The organism is Streptomyces sp. NPDC051576, from assembly GCF_040681835.1.
Classification (GTDB): domain Bacteria; phylum Actinomycetota; class Actinomycetes; order Streptomycetales; family Streptomycetaceae; genus Streptomyces.
Genome location: NZ_JBFAZO010000001.1, coordinates 1,088,956 through 1,112,942 on the forward strand (window position 1 = coordinate 1,088,956; position 23,987 = coordinate 1,112,942).

A 23,987-nucleotide genomic window follows, 5' to 3' on the forward strand; every position below is an offset into this window, starting at 1 on the left:
CGATCCCTACTGGGGATGAGAGTGGTTCGCTATTGGACGGTCGCTCGGACACCATGCTGGTATGGGTCTTGCCGCGGCGGGCTCTCGCCCGTTCTGCAAGATTCCGAGCGAAGGAGTTGCCGAACGTGGGAAGCGTTTCCGAATCAGATGAGATGCACCGTCTGTTCGACAAGACGGCGAAGGTGTACGACCAGAGTGGTGTGGAGTTCTTCGGTCCCATCGGGCGCCGCCTTGTGGAATTTGCGAATCTTTCCGCGGGAGCCTCGGTCCTCGATGTCGGCTGTGGCCGTGGCGCGGCCCTGCTGCCGGCGGCGGCAGCGGTCGGCCCGGACGGTGAAGCCGTCGGTATCGATATCTCCGAGGAGATGACCAGGTACGCCACGGAGGCAGTCCGCGAGCACGGCTTGGGCCACGTGAGTGTCTCGGTGATGGACGGCCGTGCGCCCGCCTTCCCGGTCGGCCGGTTCGACGCGGTTGTCGGCAGCTGTTCCCTCTTCATCTGGACCAAGAACGCCGACCACCTGCGCCCCTACCGGGAGCTGCTACGACCCGGCGGCACCTTTGCCACGGCCGCTCCGTCGTTCTTCTCGACGCTCCAGGGCAAGTGGGCGCTCTTCCCTGACATCGTCAACGACCTGCTCATGCCGTACATGCTGCGGTCGCTGAAGCAAAGTGGCTCCTACGACTCCCAGTTCGCCGAGGCGGGCACCAACTGGCTGGCCACGCCCGAGCTGATCGAGCAGACCCTCACCGAAGCCGGTTTCGTCGGGGCGGTCGTCAGGGAGGAGGACCTGCCGGTCGTCGTTGAATCCGGCGAGCAGTGGGTCGAATTCACCTACACCACTGGAATGCGCGGCATGTGGGAACGGATCGAGGACGAGAAAGAGCGCACTGAACTCGTCGCTGAGGTCTGCCGCCGATTGGACGGTATCAAGGACGGGAGCGGTGCGATCACAACCCACGTTCCCATTGTCTACATGCGCGCTCAGACGCCCGGCGTCGACTGACGCCGTTCCGTGGCATTGGATTTTCTCGTTCAGGGAAATTCGGGTGCTCCCGAGGCAAGCCGTTCGGGGGCACCCATCTTTGTCTGTAGGTATGGGGGAGAGGAAATGGGCTCGGGTATCGGATTCGACTGGCCTGTCATAGCCCGGGACGCCGAACTCGCGGAGATCGCTCGCGCCCTGAACATGGGGGCCGGTGTCCTGCTCACCGGCGAGCCGAGTGTGGGCAAGAGTGCGCTGCTGCGGGCTGTGCTGGAGCGGGAGCAGCGCGGCGGCGCCCGCGCCCTGGACATCGGCAGACTGGATCCGTCGAGTCCGCGGCACGCGGCCCAGCCTGTATCCGGCCGAGGGCAACGCCTCATCATCGTCGCTGACGATGTGCGGACCGCTGCTCCCGCCACACTGGCCGCTGCCTGCCGGCTCATCGCCGGCGGCCATGCTCTGCTGCTTGCCGCCGAATCCTCGCGGGCTCCGCTATCCGCGGACATGAGGCGGCTGCTGACCGGCACGCTGATCCACCGGGTGAAGGTCGGCCCCCTTGACCGGTCGGGCATCGCCAAGGCGCTCCGTACCCGGCTCGGCGCACCCGTCGCCGTCGAGACCGCCGAGCGGTTCTGGGACGCGAGCGGCGGCAACATCCGGGTGCTTCAGGATCTGACGGAACGGTCGCTGACGGACGGGAGCCTTCGGCGCGTGGGGAACCTCTGGCGCTGGACGGGTCTGCCGGCCGTCCCCGACGACGGGCTGGTCGGTCTCGTCGACTTGGTGCTCGGCCGACTGACCAGGAACGAACGGGAGCTGGTCGCCGTCCTGGCGCTCGCCGGTCCGCTGGACACCACACTGTCGCTCGTCGTCGGTCTCGCGGAAGCGGCGGAGTCCCTCGACCGGCGCGGTGTCGTCACCGTCGAACATCAGGGACTTCGGAAGATGCTGCGACTGACCCATGGACTGTGCGCCCACGTCGTCCCGTGCACTCTGCCGGCCGACACGGTCGGCAGACTCCGGGCCCGCATCGCGGACGCGGTGAAGGCGTCCGGCATTCCTCGTCCCGCAGACCCGGCTCGCTTTGCCGCGCTGCGACTCGGCCTGAATGACCGTCCAACATCGGCTGGTTCGGTCACGTCCGCCGCTGAAGCGCTGCACGGGGAGGACTACGTCCTCGCGGAGGCTCTGTGCCGCACAGCACTGAAGGAGGCGGTGACGCCCCCGACGGGCCGCTCAGCCGACGGCTTGCCACCGTGCGGTGTGGGCCTTCGTACGGGCGGTGGCCCCCCGGCGACGTTCGCTGTCGAGGGCGGCACGTCCGAGGTGGGCGACCTGCTGGTGTCGGGTACTGGCAGCCGAGCGGGCGCTGCACGAGGGTCGGCCCGGGGCGCGGACGGTGAACTTCTGATCCTGCTCGGTGAGGCCCTCGCCGGTCAGCGACGATGTGCCGAGGCGGAAGCAGAGTTCCTGGAGGCGGACCGGGTCGGGGTTGCGGCGGACCTGCGCCCGCGCCTCGTGCGGTCCCGGGTCCGCAACCTCGCCGTCGGACTCGGCCGGCTTGCCGAGGCTCAGGCTGTCCTGGACGCCGAAGGAGCCGTCCGTGCCGGGCAGGCAGACCGTCACCTGGAGCCCAGGGCGTTGCTGGGTCTGCTCGCCGGGCGCCTCGACACCCTGCCGACCACTTCGTCGTCCTACGCCCTGATGCCGACGGGGTCCGTCCCGCCGCCCGCTGCTCTGGCCCTCCACGAGGGGGGTGGCAGCCAGGCATCACTGGCCTTGCTGGAGTCCGGTGCCCCTGCCCGTGACGCCGGACTCGACCACCTCGTCGTCAGCGCCTGGATCACGTTGCACGCCTGTGGCGGGGCAGAGGCCTTGGGGATATTGGACATCCTGCGCGACCACGTCGGCGCAGGCCCGCGCCGGTGTATGTACTTGGCTTTGTTGGAGGCCCGGATCCATCGCACGGCCGGCCGTACCGCGCGCGCGGTCGAGTTGTTCCGGCAGGCCGCCGCCCAGCGTGGACCGGCCGAATGGTTCGTCACCCGATCATGGCGGCTGGCCCAGCTCGCTGGAGCCCTCGCAGAGCAGGGTGAGACAGCTGAGGCGCTGAGCGTGCTGGAACAGGCTCGTACCGCCGAGGACGAGGAACTCGCCCATCTGCTCGCGACCAACGCCGTGCTGCTGGAGGCCGCGACTGTCGCGGCGTGCGCGGGGGATCGGAGCACCACGGTGCGGCAAGCGCTCGGCGTTGCCCAGCAAGCGGCTGCGGCGGGCTGGAGCGTCCAGGCATTGGCGGCGCTGCACCTGACCGCGCGGGCAGGGGCCGCCGTTCGTGCGGCGATGCTGCTGCCGGCGGCGTCGGCGGGTTGCGTGCCCGACGCCGTCGTCGTACGCCACATCCGCGCGCTCGCCGTTCGCGACGGCGATGCCCTCGACGGCGTCGCCGAGGACTTTGCGGGCCTGGGCCGACTGCCGCTCGCGGCGGAGGCCGCCGCGCAGGCGGCACGGGTCCACCAGACCGGCGGAGACCGCCTCAAGGCCCGGGCCTCCCAGGCCACGAGCGCCGCACTGGCCTCACGCTGCGATGTTTCCCCGCCCGACTGGACCGTGCCGACACCAGGCGGTGACAACCCAGTGGGTCCGCAACTGACCAGCCGGGAGTGTGAGATCGCGACCCTGGCCGCCGCGCATCTGTCCAACCAGGAGATCGCGGACCGCCTGGTGTTGTCGGTACGTACGGTGGAGAACCACCTCTACCGGGCCTTCGCCAAGCTCGGTGTCACCACCCGCGCCGAGTTGCCCCGTCGGCTCGCCCCCGACACCCTGCGCTCCTGCCTGATCGCCTGACTGTCATCTGGCAGCCGGGGCGGTCAGGTCCGCGTTTTCCCGTTGCACCACCGCCACCGTGTTCTACGTCCGGCCGCCCTCACGGTATGGATCGGCGCGGTTTCGCCTCCGCTCCGCCGTCGGCCCGAGCTGGCCCCGCAACACCTTCGAGGCGCCCCGCACCATGGCGTGAGCGCCTCGAAGGCTTCTGTGTCTGGTCGTACCCGGTTCGGTTCCGTCTGCGCGGCCGTCAGGCCGAGTCGTCGGCCCGGGCTGCGACCTCTTTCGTGATCCGCTCGTTCCACGCGGCGAATGTCGGGTTCGCGGCCATGTCCCCGAACGTCAGCGTCAAACCCGCACGCCGCCACTGGGTGACGAGGCGCATCAGCTGCAGGGAGCCGAGGCCGAGCCTGATCAGGTTGGCGTCGTCCGCTATCTCGGCCGGGTCGGCGCCGATGAGCAGTCCGAGAGACGCCTTCAGCTCCTCGCCGGTGGCGGGTGCCGGGTCGTCGGAAGTACTCCGCTCGTGGTCGTCGATCATGGTGGGGCTGGTCCTTTCCTGCGGGTCGGGGTGGGGCGAGGGCACGCGGGGTCCGGTCATCCGGCCGGTGTGGAGACGATCTCCACGATCGAGCAGCCGGCCTCGAAACCAGGACTGCCGGTGAAGATCAGAATCTTGTCGCCCACCCCCACCAGCCGGCTGCTCCAGGCGTGCTCCAGACCGATGAAGACGTCCGCGGGACCGATGTGCCCCAGTCGCCTCGTGTGGTCCCAGATGCCCTGCTCCAAGGTGAATCCAAGTGGTTCGAGCCACTGGTCGCGCAGAGCCTCCACGGTGGCACTCGGATGGATCACCCGGGTGATCTCGGCGGCCGTGATGTCGGCGTCCTTCAGCGCCTCGTCCATCGCCCGGCGCAGCACCTCGCCCGGGTGCTCCATGGGCGGTGTGTTGCCCTTGGCCCACTCCTCCATCCAGAACTTCACCCGGGCCTCGTAGTCCAGTTCCCGGCCGACCGTCACCGCGGGAGGGAAGAGCGGTTCGCTGCCCCGATGCAGCGCCTCCATCGCCGGGACGGAATGCGTACCCACGGAGAGGACCTTGGCGAAACCCCCGGCGCGGGAGACCACGACGGCCACGGCCCCGTCGCCGAAGATCGACAGGCGTGAGGTCGTCCACCGGTTCACCAGCGGCGCCGAGTAGTTGTCGGCCGCGGTGACGAGCACCGCGGTCTCGTCCGGTACACAGGCGAGCCGTTGGGCCGCGATGGCGATTGACGAGAGTACGCCCTGGCAGCCCTGCTTGAGCTCCATTGCCGTGATGGACGTACCCAGGGTGTTGGCGAGGACGTAGTGCGGCGGTGACCAGCCGTCGGGTCCCTGGTGGTACGCCGAGCAGTGGATCAGTGCGCCGAAGTCCTCGGCGGCGTGGCCCGAGTGTGCCACCGCCTCCCTGGCGGCGAGCACCGCCATCTCGGGGGCGGAGAGCGACCCGGCGACGGCGACCGACTCCAGCCCGGAAGCCTCTCGGACGGCGGCGTCGTACCAGCCCTCCCGAACCGCCTGATCGGTGGATACCAGATTGGGCACATATTTACCGAGGCCTGCCAGATAGGTGCCTTCTGTCTTCATCTTCACTTCTCTCCGACGCATTGCACGGAAGCGGGTGCCGACCGTTGCGCACACCTCGTGCGGAAGGCAATCATGAAGGTGATTCCATAGGCATGAGTAGTCGCTACTCAGATTGCGACGCACGGACTTTCGGACTTAGCCGTGTCAAATCCCGAACGGGTTCACGCCCAGAGTTTTTCACTTTTGTTTGTTGAAGGTTTTTCATGATCTTTTGTTATGGTGCTGACGTGCGACCGGAACTGCGTGTTTCGTGCAGGTGAACCAATCCGAGAAGGTGTCCGTGCTCTGCCGCCGGTGATGGCTTTCCGTGCGTGCCTGTGTGTCGATTTGATGGGGGAGAAAATGACTCGTGCGAACCTGATGGATGTACACCGGCCTGGGATACCCCGGCAGGCTGGCTCTGGCGGCTCGACGGAGCGGAGCGTCCCGCAGCCGCCGGATCTGCACGCCGCCTGGCGGGTGCTCGTCGTCGAGAGTGACAGTGAGGACGCGGAGCCGCTGATCAAGGGGTTGCAGCGGCACGGTCATGAGGTGCGGCGGGTGACGACGGGGGTTGCCGCGCTACGTGCACAGGCCGGTGTCGACATCCTCCTGATGGACCTGGATCTGCCCGACCTGGACGGCCTTGAGGTCTGCCGTCGGATTCGCTCGGCCAGCACCCTGCCGGTGATCGTGGTCACCGGCAGGGGCGCGGAGTTGGACCGGGTGCTCGGGCTGCAGGCCGGTGCTGACGACTACCTCGTCAAGCCGTACGGGTTTCGTGAACTCATGGCCCGTATGGACGCCGTCATGCGGCGCGCCGGGGAGCGCCCGGTCGTGCCGGCCGTGATCTCGTACGGACCGTTGCGCCTCGACCCGACCACCCGTCAGGTGAACGTCGACGGCCGGCCTGTCAGTGTTACGCGCAAGGAATTCGATCTGCTTTACCTTCTCGCTTCCCACCCTGATGCGGTGATTCCGCGCAAGCGAATTATGCAGGAGGTCTGGGAAGGCGTCTGGTCGCGCCGCACCATCGACACTCATGTCAATAGCCTCCGCAACAAACTCGGCGCGAGTGAATGGATTGTCACGGTCCGGGGCGTCGGCTTTCGGATCGGCTGCGTGTGAGCCCCGATCCCGGCGCCTGGGTCACGTCTTCGGGATGCCGCCCGCCAGGGGTTCTGACATTCCCCTGACGTGGTGTCTGACGTTACGGGCGGCCCGTGCGAACACAGCTGACCGAACATGACGTGATCTGACGTTGTTCTGTCAGGAATTCTCTTGTAAAGGACCGTCGGTGGCGGCGAACCTTGGTGCCAGGGTTCCGGCGGGACTTTCCGGAGAAATTCGACGCCGGGAAACGAGGCCGGACTGCTCAGGAGGGGACAGGACCTTGCACAGCACCTTGATCGTGGCGCGCATGCGACCGGCCGCGAGCGACGACGTCGCCCGGCTGTTCACCGATTTCGACGCCACGGAGATGCCGCAACGCATGGGCACACGCCGCCGCCAGTTGTTCGCGTACCGGGGGCTGTACTTCCACCTGCAGGACTTCGACGCCGCCGACGGCTCGGAGCGCATCGAGGAGGCGAAGACCGATCCCCGATTCGTCCGGATCAGCGAGGACCTCAAGCCGTACATCGAGGCCTACGACCCGACGACCTGGCGGTCCCCGGCCGACGCCATGGCCACCCGCTTCTACCGCTGGGAGGCAGGCGCGTGACCGGCCGCCGGGTGGCCGTCACGGGGATGGAGGTCATCGCTCCCGGCGGGGTCGGGCTGCGCGCGTTCTGGAGCCTGCTCAGCGAGGGCCGCACCGCGACCCGCGACATCACCTTCTTCGACCCCTCCCCCTTCCGCTCCAGGGTCGCCGCGGAGGCCGACTTCGACCCGGAGGCGCACGGGCTGACCCCCCAGGAGATCCGCCGCACGGACCGGGCCGCGCAGTTCGCGCTGGTCGCGGCCCGTGGTGCCGTCGCGGACAGCGGGCTCGACCTGTCCGCCGCCGATCCGTACCGCGTCGGGGTCACCCTCGGCAGCGCGGTCGGCGCCACCATGACCCTCGACCAGGAATACCGGGTAGTCAGCGACGGCGGTCGGCTTGACCCGGTCGACCACCGCTATGCCGTGCCGTATCTCTGCGACGCCATGGTGCCCAGCTCGTTCGCCGCCGAAGTGGCCCAGGCCGTCGGTGCGGAGGGGCCTGTCGCCATGGTCTCAACCGGCTGTACCTCGGGCATCGACTCGGTCGGCTATGCCGCCGAACTGATCCGTGAGGGCAGCGCGGACGTCGTCGTCGCCGGGTCGTCCGACGCGCCGATCTCGCCGATCACCCTGGCCTGCTTCGACGCCATCAAGGCGACCACCCCGCGCACCGACCACCCGCACAGCGCGTCGCGGCCCTTCGATGCCACTCGCAACGGCTTCGTACTCGGCGAGGGCTGCGCCGTCTTCGTACTGGAGGAGCTGGGCGCGGCCCGCCGCCGGGGCGCCCACGTGTATGCGGAGATCGCCGGCTACGCGACCCGCAGCAACGCCTACCACATGACCGGACTGCGCCCGGACGGCGCGGAGATGGCGGAGGCGATCCGTGTCGCGCTGGACGAGGCCAGGCTCGACCCGGACGACATCCATTACGTCAACGCGCACGGCTCCGGCACCAAGCAGAACGACCGGCACGAGACGGCCGCGTTCAAGAAGAGCCTCGGCGCGCACGCCTACCGGACTCCGGTCAGCTCGATCAAGTCGATGGTCGGCCACTCGCTGGGCGCCATCGGCTCCATCGAGATAGCCGCCAGTGCGCTGGCCATGGAACACGGTGTCGTGCCGCCCACGGCGAACCTCACCACCCCCGACCCCGAGTGCGACCTCGACTACGTGCCACGCACGGCACGGGAGCAGACCACCGACGCGGTGCTCACCGTCGGCAGCGGATTCGGTGGCTTCCAGAGCGCCATGGTGCTGACCCGGCCGGACCGCCTCGCCCGCACCCGAAGCAGGGCCGCATGATGACCAGGACAGTGATCACGGGGCTTGGCGTGGCGGCCCCCAACGGCCTGGGCACCCAGGAGTTCTGGGCTGCCACCCTGGCCGGCAAGAGCGGCATCGGGCGGGTCACCCGCTTCGATCCGGCGGGCTACCCGGTGCGGCTCGCCGGCGAGGTGCCCGGTTTCGTGGCCGAGGACCTGTTGCCCGGCAGGCTGCTGCCGCAGACCGACCGGATGACCCGGATGGCGCTGGCCGCCGCGGACTGGGCGTTTGCCGACGCCGGGCTCGATCCGGCGCGGACCCCGCCGTACGCGATGGGCGTGGTCACGGCCAGCTCGTCCGGCGGATTCGAGTTCGGTGAGGGCGAGCTACGCAACCTGTGGAGCCGGGGCAGCCGGTACGTCAGTGCCTATCAGTCCTTCGCGTGGTTCTACGCCGTCAACAGCGGTCAGATCTCCATCCGCAACGGGATGAAGGGGCCGAGCGGGGTCGTGGTCAGCGACCAGGCCGGTGGGCTGGACGCCGTCGCGCAGGCTCGCAGGCAGATCCGCAGGGGCACCCCGGTGATGGTCACCGGCGCCGTCGACGCCTCGATCTGCCCCTGGGGCTGGGTCGCGCAGATGACCAGCGGGCGGCTGAGCACCCGGCACGAGCCGTCGCGCGCCTATCTCCCGTTCGACGAGGACGCCTGCGGCCACGTGCCGGGCGAGGGCGGGGCCATCCTCGTTCTGGAGGACGCCGACGCGGCCCTGGCCCGAGGCGCCCGGGTCTACGGGGAGATCGCCGGATACGGGGCGACGTTCGATCCCGCCCCGGGCCGGGGGCGGCCGCCGGGCCTGCGCCGGGCCGTGGAACTGGCTCTGGCCGACGCCGGCCTCGAACCTGCCGACATCGGTGTGGTCTTCGCCGACGCCGCCGGGGTCGCCGAACTGGACCAGGTGGAGGCCGACGCGATCCGGGCGGTCTTCGGACCGGGCGGAGTCCCGGTCACCGCACCCAAGACGATGACGGGCCGGCTCCACTCCGGCGGTGCTCCGCTGGATCTGGCAGCGGCCGTCCTGGCGATCGGTGAGCAGCTCGTTCCGCCGACCGTGCACGTCACCCCCGCACCTCGCCATGATCTCGACCTCGTCGTTTCCCAGCCGCGCCGGGCGCGCATCGACGCGGCACTCGTCCTGGCCCGCGGCCACGGCGGCTTCAACTCCGCGATGGTCGTGCGGGCCCCCGAAAACATCCCGCCGAAGCCGAAAGAAGGAACGACATGACCTCCAGCCCCTTCACCCTGGCCGACCTCAAGCGAATCCTCCTGGAGAGTGCCGGCGCCGACGACCTGTCGGCCCTGGACGGCGACATCCTCGACGTGAACTTCACCGAGCTGGGCTACGAGTCGCTGGCCTTGTTGGAGACCGGCAGTCGGATCGAGCGCGAGTACGCCGTCGAGCTGGACGACTCCGCGCTGTTCGACGCCATGACCCCGCGGGACCTGATCGAGGCCGTGAACGGACTGCTGGCCACCGCGGCCTGAGGTCCGGGCCGCCTACCGACCCCATCGACGTCATCACAGCGGAGGAAGAACGGACATGGCCGAGCAGAAGCGTCTGCGGGACGCTCTCGTCACGGGTGCCACCAGCGGGATCGGTCTCGCCGTGGCCCGGACCCTGGCGGCCGCGGGCCACCGGGTATTCATCGGGGCGCGCACCGCCGAGAACGTGACGAGGACTGTCAAGGAACTGCGCGAGGAGGGGTACGAGGCCGACGGCACCGCCCTGGACGTGCGTGACGACACAAGTGTGAAGGCCTTCGTGCGGGCCGCTGTCGACCGGTACGGCGCCGTCGATGTCCTCGTCAACAACGCGGGCCGCAGCGGTGGGGGCGTCACCGCGGACATCGCCGACGAGCTCTGGCACGACGTCATCGACACCAACCTCAACAGCGTGTTCCGGATGACGCGTGCAGTGCTCACCAGCGGCGGGATGCGGGACAGGAGCCGTGGGCGGATCATCAACATCGCTTCCACGGCGGGCAAGCAGGGCGTTGTGCTGGGAGCGCCGTACTCTGCCTCGAAGCACGGGGTGGTGGGGTTCACGAAGGCGCTCGGCAACGAGCTCGCTCCGACCGGCATCACCGTCAACGCCGTCTGCCCCGGGTACGTCGAGACACCGATGGCGCAGCGCGTGCGCGCCGGGTACGCCGCTGCCTACGACACCAGCGAGGACGCCATCCTCGACAAGTTCACGGCGAAGATCCCGCTCGGTCGCTACTCCACCCCCGAAGAGGTCGCTGGGCTCGTCGGTTACCTCGCCTCCGACACCGCCGCCTCCATCACCGCGCAGGCCCTCAACGTCTGCGGCGGTCTCGGCAACTTCTGACCTCCCGGAAAGCACGGAGAACACCACATTATGACGACACGTCAGGTCGAGCACGAGATCACCGTGGACGCCCCGGCCGGCGCCGTGTACCGACTGATCGCACAGGTGGAGAACTGGCCGAGGATCTTCCCCCCGACCATCCATGTCGACCGTGTGGAGCACGGCACGGACCGGGAGCGGATCCGGATCTGGGCCACCGCGGGCGACCAGGCGAAGCAGTGGACGTCCCTGCGTACCCTGGACGCACAGCACCGGCGGATCACCTTCCGCCAGGAGATCTCCGCTCCGCCCGTCGCCGAGATGGGCGGCACCTGGATCGTCGAGGTGCTGTCCGCGGACACCTGTCGGCTGCGGTTGCTGCACGACTACCGGGCGATCGGTGACGACCCGGTGGGCCTCGCCTGGATCGACGAGGCAGTCGATCGCAACTCCCGGTCCGAGCTCGCCGCGCTGAAGGCCAACGTGGAACGGGTGCGCGCCGAGGCGGAGCTGACGCTCTCCTTCGAGGACACCGTCCTCGTCGACGGTTCGGCCAAGGACCTCTACGACTTCGTCAACGAGGCGCACCTGTGGCCACGGCGGCTCCCACACGTGGCGGACGTCGAACTGTCCGAGCCCGAACCCGGGTTGCAGAGTCTGCGGATGCACACCCGGGCCAAGGACGGCTCGACCCATCTCACGCACTCCTACCGCGTGTGCCTCCCGCACCGCGAGATCATCTACAAGCAGACCACTCTGCCGGCCCTGATGACACTGCACACCGGCCGTTGGACCTTCCTGTCCGCAGCACACGACATGGTCGCGGCCACCTCTCAGCACACCGTCGTGCTGAACCCGGAAAACATCGAGCGGGTGCTCGGTGCCGGAGCGACCGTCGCTGATGCCCGCGCCTATGTGCACGGTGCGCTCAGCACCAACAGCCTGGCCACCCTGACCCATGCCAAGGACCATGCCGAGGGTGCCCAGCCGCAACGGATCCGGAATTGACGGCGAATTGACATTCGCGACGGCTTCTCTTCTTGCCTGACATCTTTCCGGACGGCAGGATCGACAACGGCGTTTCGATACTGCGGAGTTACTTCGCCTCGGAGTTCGAGCCCGTCGTGCCCAGAAAATTCAAAGGGTCAAAAAATCTTCAGGAATTGGAGTACAGGCATGCCCGAATCCGTTCCGCCCGTTTTCTCGGACGACTCGGAGACCCGCCGCGCCAACCGTGTGGTGGTCGAGACCTACATGGCTGCGCGGGGGGAGGCCCGGCTACGGCGTCACCTGCTGTTCACTGAGGACGGCGTGGGCGGACTGTGGACCACCGACACCGGAGCCCCCATCAGCATCAACGGGCGGGACCGGCTCGGCGAGCATGCCGTGTGGTCCCTCAAGACATTCCCTGATTGGGAGTGGTACAACGTCGAGATCTTCGAGACGCAGGACCCCGACCGGTTCTGGGTCGAATGCGACGGGCGCGGGAAAATCCTCTTCGCTGACTATCCGGCGGGGTATTACGAGAACCACTTCCTGCATTCCTTCGAGTTCGAAAACGGCAAGATCAAAAGGCAGCGGGAGTTCATGAACCCGTTCGAGCAGTTGCGGGCACTCGGCATTGCCGTACCGGAAATCAAGCGCGCCGGCATACCCACCTGACCGGATCGGCCCATCGCCACGTAGGAGTAGCCCAGTGGACGAAGTCCTGCGCGACATCCGGGTCCGCACGGCACGGCAGCAGCCCGACTGGCCCGATCTGCCTCAGGTCGGCCGGGTGGGCGAGGCGCTGGCGGGGCGGCCCGCCCTGGTCCGGCCCGCCGATCTGGCCCGGCTGCGCGCCGCGCTGGCCCGGGTGGCCGCCGGCGAGGCACTGGTCGTCCAGGCCGGAGACTGTGCCGAGGACCCGGCCGAGTGCACCTCCGGTGACGTCTCCCGCAAAGCGGGGCTTCTCGACCTGCTCGCCGGCACTCTCCGGATGACCGCGCACAAGCCGGTCGTACGGGTGGGCCGCATAGCCGGACAGTTCGCCAAGCCCCGCTCCCGCGACACCGAGACCGTGGGCGACGCCGTACTGCCCACCTTCCGGGGGCACATGGTCAACGGCCCTGAACCGGACCCGGAGGCCCGGCGCCACGATCCGGTGCGCATCTTCACCGGCCACATTGCCGCCGGCGACATCATGCGGCATCTGGGCTGGCACCCCGACACGGACGGGCCCGGGCCCTTCGGGGCCCCGGTCTGGACGAGCCACGAGGCGCTGTTGCTGGACTACGAGATCCCCATGCTGCGCACCGACGACCGGGACCGGGTATTCCTCGGCTCCACCCACTGGCCCTGGGTCGGCGAACGGACCCGGCAGCCGGACGGTGCCCATGTGGCGTTGTTGGCCGAGGTGGCCAACCCCGTCGCGTGCAAGGTCGGCCCGACGACGGAGAGCGCCGTGCTGCTCGACCTGTGTGCGCGCTTGGACCCCGGCCGGGAACCGGGCCGGCTCACCCTCATCGCCCGTATGGGAGCCGACCTGGTCGCCGACCGGCTGCCGGCGCTGGTGCGGGCCGTACGAGGGGCCGGCCATCCGGTGATCTGGCTGACCGACCCCATGCACGGCAACACCGTCACCGCTCCCGACGGCAACAAGACCCGGCACCTGGACACCGTCCTGGCCGAGGTGGCGCTCTTTCAGGAGGCCGTCACAGCCGCCGGCGGGGTGTGCGGCGGCCTGCATCTCGAAACCACCCCGGACGACGTCACCGAATGCGTCACCCACGAGGCGGAACTCGCCCACGTCGGTGAGAAGTACACGACCCTCTGCGACCCGAGGCTCAACCCGCGGCAGGCCATGGCGGTCGTCGCGGCCTGGCAGGCCTGACACCGGCGTGCCCCAGCTCCCGTCCGCCCTCGTCCCGGAAAGCGAGTCCATGGCTGGCATACCTCCGATCGAGCCCTATGAGTTTCCCACCGCCGGTGACCTTCCCTCCGGTCCGGCCCGGTGGACGCCCGATCCAGACCGCGCGGTCCTCCTCGTCCACGACATGCAGCGCTACTTCCTCGCGGGGTTCCCCAGGTCCGTGCGCGAACAGCTCGTGGGGGGCGCCGCCGCGCTGCGCAAACGCTGCGCCGCCGCCGGGGTGCCGGTGGCGTACACGGCCCAGCCCGGCAGCATGACCGAGGAACAGCGGGGGCTCCTCAAGGACTTCTGGGGGCCGGGTATGCGCCGTGACCCCGGCGACAACGCGGTTGTCGACGAACTGGCCCCCAGCGACGGGGACCTGCTGCTGACCAAGTGGCGGTACAGCGCCTTCCACGACTCGCCGCTGCTGCGGACCATGCGGGAGTCCGGTCGTGACCAGCTGATCCTCTGCGGGGTCTACGCACACATCGGCGTGCTGGTGACGGCCATTGAGGCGTTCGGACACGACATCCAGCCATTCCTGGTCGCCGACGCCGTCGCCGACTTCTCCGCGCACCACCACTATCTGGCCCTCACCTACGCCGCCGAGCGCTGCGCCCGTGTCCTGCTCGCGAAGGAGGTCCTCGCATGACTGGACGACCCGAAGTCCAGGACGACGGCCGCCCCCGCGACCTCCTGGACCGCGTCCTCGCCGAACCGCCCACCGGCTACGCCCTGCTGCACCGGCCCGAGGCGGGCGGAGCGGGGGTGCTCGAGGTTTTGGCCGGCGAGGTGTCGCTTCCCGAGACCCTGGCCGGTATCCCGCTGCCGGACGACGATCCCACCGTATCCGGCACCGTGCCGGGCGCCCGGCACGAGGTCCTCGTCGTCGTCCCGTACCGGCAGATCGCCGAGCGGGGCTACGCCGCACCCGACGACGGTGCCCCGCTGATCGCCCTGACCATCACCGAGCAGCAGCGCGTGCCCTTGGGGGACGCGATTGCTCGTGTCCCCCAGATGCCCACCACGCTCGCCGGCGCCCGTTTCGACATCGGCGACGACGCCTACCAGGACATCGTGCGTCGGGTCGTCGACGAAGCCATCGGCACCGGCGACGGCGCCAACTTCGTGATCCGGCGCTCCTTCGTCGCGGACATCACCGACTACGGCCCGCACAGCGCCCTGTCCTTTTTCGTCCGGCTCCTCGCCCAGGAGTCCGGTGCCTACTGGACGTTCCTGATCCATACCGGCGACCGCACCTTCGTCGGTGCCTCACCCGAGCGGCACATCAGCGTTCACGACGGCACCGCCGTGATGAACCCAATCAGCGGCACCTACCGCTATCCGGCCGACGGCCCGGTGCTGCCCGGGGTGATGGACTTCCTCGCCGACGGCAAGGAGGCCGACGAGCTCTACATGGTTGTCGACGAAGAGCTGAAGATGATGGCCCGCATCTGCGAGGACGGCGGCCGGGTCCGTGGACCGTACCTGAAGGAGATGGCCCGGCTCGCGCACACCGAGTACTTCATCGAGGGCCACACCCGGCGGGACGTCCGCGACATCCTGCGCGAGACCATGTTCGCGCCGACCGTGACCGGCTCTCCGCTGGAGAGCGCCTGCCGGGTCATCGACGCATTCGAACCGGGCGGCCGCGGCTACTACAGCGGGATTGCCGCCCTGATCGGACGTGACACCCGGGGCACGCGCACACTGGACTCCGCCATCCTCATCCGCACCGCGGACATCGACCGTTCCGGCAGGCTGGGCATCGGGGTCGGCGCGACCTTGGTGCGCCACTCCGACCCGGCTGCCGAGGCCGCCGAGACCCGGGTCAAGGCCTCCACCCTGATCGCCGCGCTGGAGGCCGGGCCGGTCCGCCGGTTCGCCGCCCACCCCGAGGTACGGGCCGCCCTCGCCCGACGCAACGACACGATCGCCGACTTCTGGCTGGACGAGACCCCTGGACAGGCCGTCCCGGTGGGAGGCGTGGCCGGCCTACGGGTGCTGATCGTCGACGCCGAGGACACCTTCACCTCGATGATCGGCCACCAGCTGCGCGCCCTCGGCATGGAGGTGACTGTCCGCCGCTTCGACGAGGAGCACGACCTGGACGACTGCGACCTCGTCGTCATGGGGCCCGGCCCCGGCGACCCCAGCGAGACGGACCACGCCAAGATCGCCCACCTGCACGCGGCCGTGGCCGATCTGCTGCGCCGTCGGCTGCCGTTTGTCGCAGTCTGCCTGAGCCACCAGGTGCTCAGCCTCCGGCTCGGCCTGGAGGTGACCCGGCTGCCGGTCCCCAACCAGGGACTGCAGAAGGAGATCGACCTCTTCGGCAGCCGCGCGCACGTCGGCTTCTACAACACCTTCGCCGCCCGCAGCACGACCGACAAACGGGACGTCGAGGGCGTCGGTGTGGTCGAGGTGTGCCGCGAGCCGGGCACCGGAGAGGTGTACGCCCTGCGTGGCTCGCACTTCACGTCCCTACAGTTCCACGCCGAGTCGGTGCTCACCCGCGGCGGACCGGACATCCTCGCCGCGGCCGTCCGGGACGCGCTCGGCGCCTGACCACAGAACAGGTGAGACCACGCCATGTACTCCTACACCGTCGTCGACGCCTTCACGACCGAACCCCTGCGGGGCAACCCCGTCGCCGTTTACTTCGACGCGGACGACCTGACGGGTGACCAGATGCAGCGGATCGCCCGGGAGATGAACCTCTCCGAGACGACCTTCGTACTGCGGCCCGAGGGCGGAGGCGACGCCCGGGTGCGGGTCTTCACCCCGGTCAACGAGCTGCCGTTCGCCGGGCACCCGCTCCTCGGCACCGCCCTCGCCCTCGCCCACCGCGCGCCCGCGCGGCAGCTGAAACTGGAGACCGCCATGGGCGTCGTCCCCTTCGAACTGACCCAGGAAGGCGAGCGGGTGACGGGGGCCTGGATGCAGCAGCCGGTGCCCGTCTGGGAGCCCTTCGAGCGGCGCGACGAACTGCTCGCCGCACTCGGCGTCCAGGACTCCGTGCTGCCCGTGGAGATCTACCGCAACGGCCCGCGCCACGTCCTGGTCTGTCTCGGCAGCGTCCGGGAGCTCTCCGCGCTCGCCCCCGACCACCGCGCCCTCGCCCGGTTCCCCGACATGGCGGCCAACTGCTTCGCCGGTTCCGGGACCCAGTGGCGCAGCCGAATGTTCTCCCCGGCCTACGGAGTGGTCGAGGACGCGGCCACCGGGTCGGCGGCCGGGCCCATCGCGATCCACCTCGCACGCCACGGGCTGGCCGGATACGGGCAGCACCTCGTGATCACCCAGGGCGTCGAGATGGGCCGCCCCTCGCCCATGCACGTGATCGCACACGGCGACGGCGACCGGGTGGGTTCCGTCGCGGTCGGCGGAAACGGGGTCGTCGTACTGGAAGGAACCCTGCGGCTGTGACCACGTCTCCGGGCAGCACCAGATCGGAGAGCCTCACGGGCAAGGTGCGGGTGGACTTCCCGGAGTACGCGGTGCCACCCGCGGAACCGTCCGGGCTGCTGCGGCGATGGCTCGCCCAAGCCGCGGAACTGGGGGTCCGCGAGCCCCGCGCGCTGGCCCTCGCCACCGCCGACGCCCGCGGCCGGCCGTCCTCGCGGATCGTGGTGATCAGCCAGGTCACCGACGACGGGTTCGTCTTCCTCAGCCACGCCGGCAGTCGCAAGGGCCTCGACCTGGCCGTCAACTCCTGGGCCTCGGGCGTGCTGTACTGGCGCGAGACCAGCCAGCAGATCATCGTCGCCGGACCCGTGACAGTTCTGCCCAGGCCCGAGACCGAGGCCATGTGGTTCGCCCGCCCGGTGTTCACTCACGCGATGTCGGCCGCCGCCCGGCAGAGCCGCCCGCTGAGGGGTCCCGAGCAGGTCGAGGAACTGCGCGAACGGGCCCTGCGGCTGGGCAAGAGCGGCGAGGCGCTGCCTTGCCCCGAGGAATTCACCGCCTACGAACTCCGCTTCGACTCCGTGGAGTTCTGGGCCAACGGCACCGACCGGCTCCACGAACGGCTCTGCTACGAGCGCACGGGTGACGGCTGGAACGTCGGCCGCCGCCAGCCCTGACCCCCGTACCGGGGCCGTACCTCGGGCCGCTCGTACACCGGAACCGGATCGAGCCTGTCCATGAGACCCATCGAAGCGAAACGCGAGCCCATCATGCAGGGACCACACCAGCCCTTCCTTCACGCCGGCTTCCACGCCTCGGCCCGGCGCCACCCTGGCCGACCCGCCCTCACCCTTGGGGACCGGACCTGGACCTACGCCGAGCTGGACGCCCTCGCCCGGCGCTGGGCCGGGGCCCTGCGGGCGGACGGACACCGGCCCGCGCGCGTCGGTCTGCTGGGTCACCGCAGCATCGTCACCTACGCAGGCTTCCTCGCCGCCCTCTACGCGGGAGCCACCGTGGTACCCCTGCACACCAAGTACCCGGTGGCCCGCAACCGGGACATCCTGGAACGGTCCGGCGCGGACGCCCTGTTCGCCGACCGGGGCGCGCTGCCCGGCCTGGCCGAACTCCTCAGCGGCCTGCCCGCGGCGCCCGCCGTGCTGCTCCCGGAGAGCGACGAGGCGCCCCCCGGACTGCCGCAAGGGTCGCGGCCGGTCACCGCTCCGACACTGGCGGATGCCGTCTCCCTGGCGGAACCCGAGTTCACGGACCCCGACGGCACCGCGTATCTGCTATTCACCTCCGGCTCCACAGGCCGCCCCAAGGGCGTGCCCGTCTCCCACCACAACGTCACCTCATTCCTGCGGGCGAGCGCAGCGCGCTACGACTTCGCCCCCGAGGACCGGTTCAGCAACACCTTCGACCAGACCTTCGACCCGGCCGTCTTCGACCTCTTCATGGCCTGGGGCCACGGCGGCCATCTGTTCCCCATGGACACCTTCGACTTGATGGCGCCGCTCGACTTCGTCCGAGACCACGGCATCACCGTCTGGTCGTCGGTCCCCTCCGTGGCCATCCTCCAGCACCGTCGGGAAACCCTGGCCCCCGGCTCGCTGCCCTCGCTGCGCTGGAGCCTGTTCTGCGGCGAGGCCCTGCCGGTGACGGTGGCCCGGGCCTGGCAGGAGGCGGCCGACGGCTCGGTCCTGGAGAACCTGTACGGCCCCACCGAAGCGACGATCACCTGTCTTGGGCACCGCTGGGACCCGCGGACCTCGCCCGGTCTGGCCGTCAACGGAGTGGTGCCCATCGGGGCGCCCTACCCGGGCACGGCGGCCGCGGCGCTCGCCGAGGACGGCACCGAGCTGCCCGACGGCGAGACCGGCGAGCTGTGCGTGGCCGGGGCGCAGATCTTCGAGGGCTATCTGAACGCGCCGGAGCAGACCGAACGGGCCTTCCACGTCCGGGAGTCCGGCGACGGCGGGCGCGTCCGCTGGTACCGCACCGGCGACCTGGTCCGCCGGTTCCCGGACGGTCAGTTCGGCTACGTCGGACGGCTGGACTCCCAGGTGAAGATCCTCGGCCACCGCATCGAGACCGGCGAGGTCGAGACCCATCTGGAACGTCGGCCGGGCGTGGAGCAGGCGGTGGTGCTGCCCGTACCCGGCGACGAGGAGGGATTGACCGTGCTCGCCGCCGTGCTCTGCGGCGACGGGCTGGACGTGGCTGCCGTCGACGAGGCGCTGCGGGCCGCCCTGCCGCCCTACATGATCCCGCTGACCTATCACACCCTGGACGCGTTCCCGCTGAACGCCAACGGCAAGACCGACCGGACGGCCCTGCGCGAGCGGATCGTCTCCGGGGAGCTCAAGCCGTTCCCACTGTGACGCGGACGCCGGTGTCCCATCGGCCCGTACGACCGATAAGGAGCGCTCTGCCATGAACGGTGCCGCGACGGCACGGATCCTGACCGACCAGGTCCGCGGCGCGGTTCTGCTGCCGGGCGACGCCGGGTTCGACGCCCGGCGCAAAGGCTTCCAGACCGCCTACCACCACAGGCCCTCGGTGATCGTACGGCCCGACGGGCCCGAGGACGTGGTGGCGGCCGTGGCCCACGCGGCCGGAGCCGGCCTGTCGGTCGCCGCACAGGCCACCGGTCACGGGCTGTCGTTCCCTCTCGATGGCGGTGTGCTCGTGGACACGTCCACGCTGACCGGGGTCACCGTGGACGCGCGGGCCGGCACCGCGCGGGTGGCGGCGGGTACCCGGTTCACGGACGTTGTCGACGCCGCCGCCCGCCACGGCCTCGCCCCGCTGAACGGCTCCGCCCCGGGAGTGGGCGCCGTCGGCTATGTGCTCGGCGGCGGACTGGGCCTGCTGGGCCGGCGGTTCGGCTGGGCGGCGGACCATGTGCGCGCCGTCGAGATCGTCACCCCCGACGCCCGGTCACGGCGGGTGACGGCCGACTCCGACCCTGGGCTGTTCCGCGCGCTGCGCGGCGCCGGTGCCAACTTCGGCGTGGTCACCGCAGTGGAGCTGGAGCTGGTGCGGATCAGCCGGATCTACGGGGGAGAGCTGGTCTTCGACCTCGCCCGCACCCCCGATCTCCTGGAGCGCTACTTGGGCTGGACCCGGACCCTGCCGGAGGAGCTGACCTCCTCGGTGTCCCTGGTCGCCTACCCGGACCTGCCGCTGTTCCCCGCCCGGCTGCGCGGCCGGCTCGCGGGGCACGTGCGCATCGCCCACACCGGTGACGCCCGTAGCGGCGAGTGCCTGGCGGCACCGCTGCGGGCGATCGGTCACCTGTTGTCGGACACCCTCGCGGAGATGCCGTACACCGAGTGCGGGGCGATCTACGACGATCCCCACATGCCTCACGCGTACCTGGGGGACAACGTCCTGCTGCGGGCTGTCACCCCGGAGCAGGCCGCCGCCGTCACCGAACTGGCCGGCGCACCGGGGCCGGTGCCGTGCGTGGTGGACGTCCGGCATCTGGGCGGGGCCCTCGGGCGGCAGCCTGCCGTGCCGAACGTCGTGGGGCACCGCGAGGCCCGCTATCTGCTCCGGGTGCTGGTGCCCCTGATGGGCGCCGAACCGGACCATGCCGACCGGATGCGGCGTGCCGTGCTCGACACGGTCGCCGGGCAGTCCGTGGGCGGGCGCTGCCAGAACCTGGTGTACGGAAGGCCGCCCGGACCGGCCGAGGACTTCTGGGAGCCGGCCGACCACCGGTGGCTGACCGGTCTGAAGACCCGCTTGGACCCGGCCAACCTGTTCCGCTGCAACCGCAACATCCCACCGGCCGCGCACGGTTGAGCCTCGCAGGAGGAGGCGGCTGCCCGGATCGCTCCGGGCAGCCGCCTCCGCACGTCCGGCGCTTCAGTCGGTCCGAGGTTGCAGAGCCAGTCCCAAGCCCGCGAGCGAGGCCAGCGCATGGCTGCCCTCGACCGTCGCCTCGATGTCGAACCACTCACGGAACTCCAGTGGCCGGCCGATCAGTTCCCCGGCGCTGCGCGGCAACCGGGCGGCAGCTGCAGCTTGTTCTGACTCCCAAAGGAACACCGCTCCCCAGCGGTTCTTCTCCGGATCCGAGATCCAGACCTTGAGCAACAGGCCAGGTATCCCCGACCAGGACTGCTCGGCCTCGTCCCGAAGAAACGCGCGGAGGCTCTGCGCGGTGTGCTCCGAATCGGTGAGATCCCACCAAGCGATCATTGCCTTCATCGCGCCAGCGTACGGACGGACCCGCCTCCTGCGGCGGTCGTGGTCCGAGAAAAGGCCCGCTCAGTAAGGGAATTGAGTAGTGGCTACTCAGGAACGCATCCCGTCCCGTTGCTCGAATGGGAACACATGCACAACCAGCTTCGGACCCGTACGAGACGGGACGCCGGACCCGAGCGGCCGGCGGTGTGAATTGGGAGGACGCGTGGCGCGTGCAGAGCTGTCGATCCTGGATCTGCCTCATGAGGCGAGTCCGGACCCCGACGAACTCGTCCGGGCCGCGATGGAGTGGCACTTCGGCCCGGAGACCGGTTCCCCATTCTGGCTGCGCCGAGCGGCCACACTCGGCTTCGATCCGCTCTCCGACGTCAAGGGCTACGACGACCTGAGACTCTTCCCCAACGTCGCCAACGAACTGCGCGAGGTCCCCGCGGCCGACCTGGTGCCGCGCGGCTACGGCAGTCGGCCGGACATCGTCGGCGTGTACGAGAGCGGCGGTACGACCGGCGCCCCCAAGCGGGTGGTCTGCCCCCGCGACTGGCTGGAGAAGCTGGTGGCCTGGAGCAACGCCAACCTCGATGTGCACGGGTTCCCGCGTGGTGTCGACTGGCTCGGCATCACGCCCTCCGGCCCGCACGTCGTCGGTGAGATCTTCCGTCGCTCCGCCCTCACCCACGGCCGCTACGGCTTCCAGGTCGACCTTGACCCGCGCTGGGTCAAGCGCCTGATCGCCGAGGGCAAGGGCGGCCAGGCCGACGCCTACGCCGAGCACGTCATCGACCAGGCGGCCCATGTGCTGCGGACCCAGGACATCGGCGTCCTCACCGTCACCCCGCCGCTGCTGGAACGCATCGCCCAGCGCGAGGACCTGGTGGAACTCGTCAACTCCAAGGTGCGGGCGATCCGCTGGGGTGGCACCCAGATGGACCCCGACACCGCGCAGCTGTACCGGAGCGAAATCTTTCCCGACACCGTCCTGTACGGCCACTACGGCAGCACGATGATCCTCGGCATCGCCGGCGAGCGGCATGGCACCCCGGCAGGCGGACCGTGCGTCTTCGACACCTTCTCGCCGTACATCACCTTCCAGGTCGTCGACCCGGTCACGGGCGCCGCCGTCGCGTATGGCGAGCGTGGCCAGGTGGTGATGCACCACGTCAGCAAGGCGCTGCTGCTTCCCAACAACCTGGAGCGCGACACCGCGATCCGGGTACCGGCGCCCGACGGCCGGGTCGGCGACTCGGCCGCCGGCATCGCCCCGGTGGCCCGCTTCGACGACGAGACAGTCATCGAGGGCGTCTACTGATGGGCGCGCCAGAGACGGCCGGCTCCCCGGTCCTGGTCCTGGACGCCCTCGGCCCGGCCGGTCCCTACCGCTCCGGCACCCGCCAGGACATCACCGACGTGACCGGTGCCGTCGTCGCCGAGCTGAGCCTCGCGCCCACGCTCTACGTCAACCGCGCCATGAAGGCACTGCACCAAGCCGTCCCGCTGCCGGCTGCCGACCGGGCCGCCGCGCTCGCCCGGGCCGGTGAACTGTTCCGCGGCGCCGAACTCGGCGGCCTGACCGTCCGGGACTACCAGCGGGCCGTGACCCGGGTCTCCGGGCTTCCCGCCTCCGTCGTGGCGACCGCCACCCTGACCTGCGCCGAACGCGTGAGCCGGACCGCCGGCAGCACCGCGCTGGCCCGGCCCGCCGGTGCCGTCGCCGACTGGCGCGATCCGCTGGCCCGTACCGGGCGGGCGCTGTGGACCCGGCGCGGCGAGGTGCTCGCCGTGCACGTCCCCGGCAACCACCCCGGCACGCACGGCTTCTGGCCCGAGGCGCTCGCCCTCGGCTACCGGGTGGCGGTGCGTCCGGCGGCCCGCGAACCGTTCACCGCCCACCGTCTGGTGCATGCCCTGCGTGCGGCCGGGTTCGGAGACGACCACGTCGTCCTGCTGCCCTGCGGACACGAGGCCGCCGACGCCCTGGTCCGCGCCGCCGATCTCGCCTACGGCGGCGACGAAGTGATCCGCGCCTATGCGGACGACCCCGGGGTGCTCTCGCTGCGTCCCGGCCGCTCGAAGATCCTCATCACCGCGGACACCGATTGGCGCGACCACCTCGACATGATCGTCGACTCGGTGGCCCGGCACGCCGGTACCGGCTGTGTGAATGCCACCGCGGTACTCGTCGAGGGGGACCCGGCGGAGCCGGCCGGTGCCATCGCCGAGCGGCTCGCCGCCCTGCCCAGCCTTCCCCCGGACGACGACAAGGCATGCCTGCCCGTGCAGCACGTCAAGGCCGCCCGCGCCATGGAGAAATTCGTCCTCGACCGGGCCCAGGGCAGCCGGGCCTGGCTCGGCGGAACCGGATTCGTCGACGAACTCGGCGACGGCAGCGCCGTACTGCGCCCGGTCGTCCACCAGGTCGACTCGGCCGGTGCCCCGCAGGTCGGGGTCGAGGTTCCGTTCCCCTGTGTGTGGGTCGCGCCGTGGAGCCGCGACGACGGTATCGAGCCGCTGCGGGACACCCTCGTGCTGACCGTCGTCACCGAGGACGAGGCACTGGTCGACGCGCTGGTCGACGAACCGACGATCAGCAATGTGCACATCGGCGCTCATCCCACTCACTGGCACCGCCCCGGTCTGCCGCACGACGGGCATCTCGGTGAGTTCCTCATGCGCAGCAAGACCGTCTATCACCGCATCGCGGCGGAGGCCTGA

At 70.0% G+C, this 23,987-nt stretch carries 22 protein-coding genes; 19 read left to right on the forward strand and 3 right to left on the reverse strand.

All coding sequences use genetic code 11. The annotated features are described in order from the left end of the window. Window positions 1-125: 125 nt before the first annotated feature. Window positions 126-1,007 carry a methyltransferase domain-containing protein gene (locus AB0M63_RS05125; RefSeq protein ID WP_366018404.1) on the forward strand — a complete coding sequence of 294 codons (882 nt, stop codon included), beginning with the start codon at window positions 126-128 and terminating at the stop codon, window positions 1,005-1,007. Between the two features lie 105 nt (window positions 1,008-1,112). Further along, window positions 1,113-3,836, forward strand: a complete 2,724-nt coding sequence (locus tag AB0M63_RS05130; protein WP_366018405.1) for a LuxR family transcriptional regulator — start codon at window positions 1,113-1,115, stop codon at window positions 3,834-3,836. Between the two features lie 229 nt (window positions 3,837-4,065). On the opposite strand, the gene AB0M63_RS05135 is transcribed toward AB0M63_RS05130, so the two are convergent. Next, complete coding sequence (locus AB0M63_RS05135; RefSeq protein ID WP_366018406.1) at window positions 4,066-4,356, reverse strand: phosphopantetheine-binding protein; 291 nt, start codon at window positions 4,354-4,356, stop codon at window positions 4,066-4,068. 56 nt (window positions 4,357-4,412) lie between these two features. After that, on the reverse strand, window positions 4,413-5,444 hold the full coding sequence (locus AB0M63_RS05140) for a ketoacyl-ACP synthase III family protein (protein ID WP_366018407.1): 1,032 nt from the start codon (window positions 5,442-5,444) through the stop codon (window positions 4,413-4,415). A 342-nt stretch (window positions 5,445-5,786) separates the two neighbouring features. Between AB0M63_RS05140 and AB0M63_RS05145 the strand changes: the two genes are divergently transcribed. The 15 genes from AB0M63_RS05145 to AB0M63_RS05215 all read left to right on the forward strand — a co-directional run bounded on the left by AB0M63_RS05145 (window position 5,787) and on the right by AB0M63_RS05215 (window position 20,873). Further along, window positions 5,787-6,551 (forward strand): response regulator transcription factor, encoded by a 765-nt coding sequence (locus tag AB0M63_RS05145; RefSeq protein WP_366018408.1) that lies wholly within the window; start codon window positions 5,787-5,789, stop codon window positions 6,549-6,551. 265 nt (window positions 6,552-6,816) lie between these two features. After that, window positions 6,817-7,146: a TcmI family type II polyketide cyclase gene (locus tag AB0M63_RS05150; protein ID WP_366018409.1), complete on the forward strand. Its 330-nt coding sequence runs from the start codon at window positions 6,817-6,819 to the stop codon at window positions 7,144-7,146. Beyond that, on the forward strand, window positions 7,143-8,432 hold the full coding sequence (locus tag AB0M63_RS05155; protein ID WP_366018410.1) for a beta-ketoacyl-[acyl-carrier-protein] synthase family protein: 1,290 nt from the start codon (window positions 7,143-7,145) through the stop codon (window positions 8,430-8,432). Before AB0M63_RS05150 ends, AB0M63_RS05155 begins: the two co-directional genes overlap by 4 nt. Beyond that, window positions 8,432-9,676: a ketosynthase chain-length factor gene (locus AB0M63_RS05160; RefSeq protein ID WP_366018537.1), complete on the forward strand. Its 1,245-nt coding sequence runs from the start codon at window positions 8,432-8,434 to the stop codon at window positions 9,674-9,676. Before AB0M63_RS05155 ends, AB0M63_RS05160 begins: the two co-directional genes overlap by 1 nt. Beyond that, window positions 9,673-9,936: an acyl carrier protein gene (locus AB0M63_RS05165; protein ID WP_366018411.1), complete on the forward strand. Its 264-nt coding sequence runs from the start codon at window positions 9,673-9,675 to the stop codon at window positions 9,934-9,936. The genes AB0M63_RS05160 and AB0M63_RS05165 overlap by 4 nt, the downstream gene beginning before the upstream one ends. 55 nt (window positions 9,937-9,991) lie before the next feature. Continuing rightward, window positions 9,992-10,780 carry a 3-oxoacyl-ACP reductase FabG gene (fabG, locus tag AB0M63_RS05170; protein WP_366018412.1) on the forward strand — a complete coding sequence of 263 codons (789 nt, stop codon included), beginning with the start codon at window positions 9,992-9,994 and terminating at the stop codon, window positions 10,778-10,780. Window positions 10,781-10,810: 30 nt separating this feature from the next. Next, window positions 10,811-11,767: an aromatase/cyclase gene (locus AB0M63_RS05175; RefSeq protein WP_366018413.1), complete on the forward strand. Its 957-nt coding sequence runs from the start codon at window positions 10,811-10,813 to the stop codon at window positions 11,765-11,767. A 168-nt stretch (window positions 11,768-11,935) separates the two neighbouring features. Then, window positions 11,936-12,421 (forward strand): PhzA/PhzB family protein, encoded by a 486-nt coding sequence (locus AB0M63_RS05180; protein ID WP_366018414.1) that lies wholly within the window; start codon window positions 11,936-11,938, stop codon window positions 12,419-12,421. A 34-nt stretch (window positions 12,422-12,455) separates the two neighbouring features. Next, entirely contained in the window at window positions 12,456-13,631 is a 1,176-nt protein-coding gene (locus AB0M63_RS05185; protein ID WP_366018415.1) for a 3-deoxy-7-phosphoheptulonate synthase, read from the forward strand. A gap of 49 nt (window positions 13,632-13,680) precedes the next feature. Next, the gene (locus AB0M63_RS05190; protein ID WP_366018416.1) at window positions 13,681-14,304 is read left to right on the forward strand and encodes an isochorismatase family protein; all 624 of its coding nucleotides are present in this window, start codon (window positions 13,681-13,683) and stop codon (window positions 14,302-14,304) included. Further along, the gene (locus AB0M63_RS05195) at window positions 14,301-16,220 is read left to right on the forward strand and encodes an anthranilate synthase family protein (RefSeq protein WP_366018417.1); all 1,920 of its coding nucleotides are present in this window, start codon (window positions 14,301-14,303) and stop codon (window positions 16,218-16,220) included. Before AB0M63_RS05190 ends, AB0M63_RS05195 begins: the two co-directional genes overlap by 4 nt. A gap of 24 nt (window positions 16,221-16,244) precedes the next feature. Continuing rightward, window positions 16,245-17,081 (forward strand): PhzF family phenazine biosynthesis isomerase, encoded by an 837-nt coding sequence (locus AB0M63_RS05200; RefSeq protein ID WP_366018418.1) that lies wholly within the window; start codon window positions 16,245-16,247, stop codon window positions 17,079-17,081. Continuing rightward, a complete protein-coding gene (gene phzG, locus AB0M63_RS05205; protein WP_366018419.1) occupies window positions 17,078-17,737 on the forward strand; it encodes a phenazine biosynthesis FMN-dependent oxidase PhzG in 660 nt (219 codons plus the stop codon). The genes AB0M63_RS05200 and phzG overlap by 4 nt, the downstream gene beginning before the upstream one ends. A 60-nt stretch (window positions 17,738-17,797) precedes the next feature. Continuing rightward, window positions 17,798-19,444, forward strand: a complete 1,647-nt coding sequence (locus tag AB0M63_RS05210) for an amino acid adenylation domain-containing protein (protein ID WP_366018420.1) — start codon at window positions 17,798-17,800, stop codon at window positions 19,442-19,444. 52 nt (window positions 19,445-19,496) lie between these two features. Next, entirely contained in the window at window positions 19,497-20,873 is a 1,377-nt protein-coding gene (locus AB0M63_RS05215; RefSeq protein WP_366018421.1) for an FAD-binding protein, read from the forward strand. A 63-nt stretch (window positions 20,874-20,936) separates the two neighbouring features. Here AB0M63_RS05215 and AB0M63_RS05220 read toward each other — a convergent pair whose 3' ends face one another. Beyond that, window positions 20,937-21,281, reverse strand: a complete 345-nt coding sequence (locus AB0M63_RS05220; RefSeq protein ID WP_366018422.1) for a hypothetical protein — start codon at window positions 21,279-21,281, stop codon at window positions 20,937-20,939. Window positions 21,282-21,483: 202 nt separating this feature from the next. Between AB0M63_RS05220 and AB0M63_RS05225 the strand changes: the two genes are divergently transcribed. Together AB0M63_RS05225 and AB0M63_RS05230 are read left to right on the forward strand one after the other, a co-directional pair. Then, a complete protein-coding gene (locus AB0M63_RS05225; protein ID WP_366018423.1) occupies window positions 21,484-22,584 on the forward strand; it encodes a phenazine antibiotic biosynthesis protein in 1,101 nt (366 codons plus the stop codon). Next, the gene (locus AB0M63_RS05230; protein ID WP_366018424.1) at window positions 22,584-23,987 is read left to right on the forward strand and encodes an aldehyde dehydrogenase family protein; all 1,404 of its coding nucleotides are present in this window, start codon (window positions 22,584-22,586) and stop codon (window positions 23,985-23,987) included. Before AB0M63_RS05225 ends, AB0M63_RS05230 begins: the two co-directional genes overlap by 1 nt.